The organism is Thalassotalea profundi (genome assembly GCF_014653195.1).
Classification (GTDB): Bacteria; Pseudomonadota; Gammaproteobacteria; order Enterobacterales; family Alteromonadaceae; genus Thalassotalea_B; species Thalassotalea_B profundi.
In genome coordinates, this window is sequence record NZ_BNAH01000027.1 from 1 (window position 1) to 2,261 (window position 2,261).

General features: G+C 41.2%; 2 protein-coding genes. One reads left to right on the top strand and one right to left on the bottom strand.

Going from position 1 to position 2,261, the window contains the following annotated elements; all coding sequences use genetic code 11:
- Window positions 1-225: 225 nt before the first annotated feature.
- Complete coding sequence (gene tet(59), locus IE155_RS17815) at window positions 226-1,428, bottom strand: tetracycline efflux MFS transporter Tet(59) (protein ID WP_001031679.1); 1,203 nt, start codon at window positions 1,426-1,428, stop codon at window positions 226-228.
- An 80-nt stretch (window positions 1,429-1,508) separates the two neighbouring features.
- Between tet(59) and tetR the strand changes: the two genes are divergently transcribed.
- A complete protein-coding gene (gene tetR, locus IE155_RS17820) occupies window positions 1,509-2,111 on the top strand; it encodes a tetracycline resistance transcriptional repressor TetR (protein ID WP_000113092.1) in 603 nt (200 codons plus the stop codon).
- Window positions 2,112-2,261: the final 150 nt, after the last annotated feature.

Consider the following 2,261-nt stretch of genomic DNA (forward strand, 5'->3'; position numbering starts at 1 on the left):
CATCGCAGGGGTGTCGAAAGAGTCAACTGCGGTCCAAAGCTGTTGGACTTGGGTGAAAAGGGCGTTTATTCTTCCTATACGTTCATTAGGTCATCTAGCCTTTCTTCCGCAGGTTTTGTTCTTGGTTTTTTAGGGGGTAATGTCATAGGGTTTGTCTCTTAATATCTTGTGCTAAAAGCAAATCTGATAGGGGTATCATAGCACTTAATATTGATATGCTAAAACTTAGCTCGCTGGTAGCTTCGCTATTTTAACTATCTTTTTGGTGCTTCTATAAAAAGATAAAATAAATACAATCAATAAAACATACATTATCGCACCAATCATCCATATCCAGCCATCCCAACTTGCCAGTGTTTGACCAAAAATAAAGCTAAATAATAATGGGCCGATCACCCCCGTCGTATTGGTTAAGCTGACTAGAACGCCTTGTAGCTTACCTTGGTTAGTTTGATTGACTTGAGCTGACATTAACCCCTGTAAGGCTGGTAGCGCAATACTGCCGCCGGCGAGTAAGATTAATGTAGGGTAAATCATCCAACCCTTTGTCAATAATGACAAAATAATGAATGCTGCTCCATCAACAACAAAGCCCACAATAATCGTCACTTTTTCATTGAATTTCTTGGCGATTGCGCCCGCTACAAATGCTTGGAACAAGGCATGCATGATGCCTAACCCCGCTAAAGATAGGCCGATCTCCATACTGCCCCATTGAAAACGATGTTCCGTAAATAACACCCATGTCGTTGCTGGAATTTGCCCTATCATTTGAGTCATAAAAAAGATAAATAACAATAGTATGACTGGCTTGATCACTTGCAGGAAAGGTCGCGAATTTTCTGCTGTTTCTGTGGTGTTTTTTTCAGTATTTTTGATTTTATTATCTTTAAATATCAACATAATAACTAAAAAAGAGAGCGCATTTAAAATGGCAGCAATAATAAAAGGAAGATGAGCTGAGAATTGCCCTGTAAAGCCGCCAATTGCAGGGCCAGAGATTAACCCGACACCAAAAGCCGCCCCTAAGCGTCCAAACCACTTAGTACGCTCTTGTGAAGCAGTATTGTCAGCAATAACAGAAGCGGCGACCGCACCTGTTGCGCCAGTAACTCCAGAAATTAATCGCCCAACGTATAGCATCCAAAGTGAGCTAGATAATGCAAGCAAAGTGTAATCCACAGCAGCGCCTGCAAGAGATAGTAGTAATATTGGTCGGCGCCCGAATTTATCAGACCATTTGCCAAGTAGAGGAGCAAAAAAAACCTGCATGATGGCATACAGTGCCAGCAGGATACCGTAATGATTTGCTAAATTTTCAGCCGACACGTATTCACGTAACAATGTAGGCAATACAGGCATGATCAAGCCGATCCCCATAGCATCTAGGGCGGTGATCGTTAAAGCGGTGATCGCAAATTTATTCATCGTTTTTTCTCTATCATTGATAGAGTTGGAATATATCCCTATCAGTGATAGAGTGTCAATAGAAAAAAAGAGAGGGCAGTATGGCGCGATTAGATAAAGAAACCATCATCACAGTGGCATTAGAGTTGCTAAATGAAGTGGGAATGGAAGGGCTGACAACGCGAAAACTAGCTCAAAAACTGGGCGTAGAGCAGCCTACACTATATTGGCATGTGAAGAACAAGCGCACATTGTTGGATGCATTATCTGTTGAAATGCTAAAGCGTAATCATCGTCATTCATTACCCGCAGTTGGGGAAACGTGGCAACAATTTTTACGTAATAATGCATTGAGCTTTCGTGATGCATTATTAAGTTACCGTGATGGCGCAAAAGTGCATTTAGGGACTCGCCCGAGTTCAGACCAATATGACACCGTAGAAATGCAGTTGCAGTTTATGGTGGACAATGGTTTTTCATTAAAATGTGGGTTATATGCAATAAGCGCGGTTGGTCATTTTACGTTAGGTTCTGTGTTAGAGCAGCAAGAACATATCGCAGCACTTAATGATAGGCAACAAATAGCAGATGATACGATGCCTCGACTATTAAAAGATGCTTTGCAAATTATGGATCAAGATGATGGCACAGAGGCTTTTTTATTTGGTTTAGAAGCATTGATTAATGGTTTCGAAAAGCAGTGATAAGGTGTCTGTGTTTTTAGGCTCGCACAATAGGGGGGATTTGTGCGAGTGGTGGATTTATTTAGAACATTGTTTTTCAATTTGGCGTTTTTGTTCTACCAATTTTTTAGCTGTTGCCATCGCGAGTTGTTCATCGGCTTGCATTTTTGC

Coding starts and splice junctions, on each gene's coding strand:
- tetR (WP_000113092.1), top strand. CDS start 1,509: ATGGCGCGATTAGATAAAGAAACCATCATCACAGTGGCATTAGAGTTG.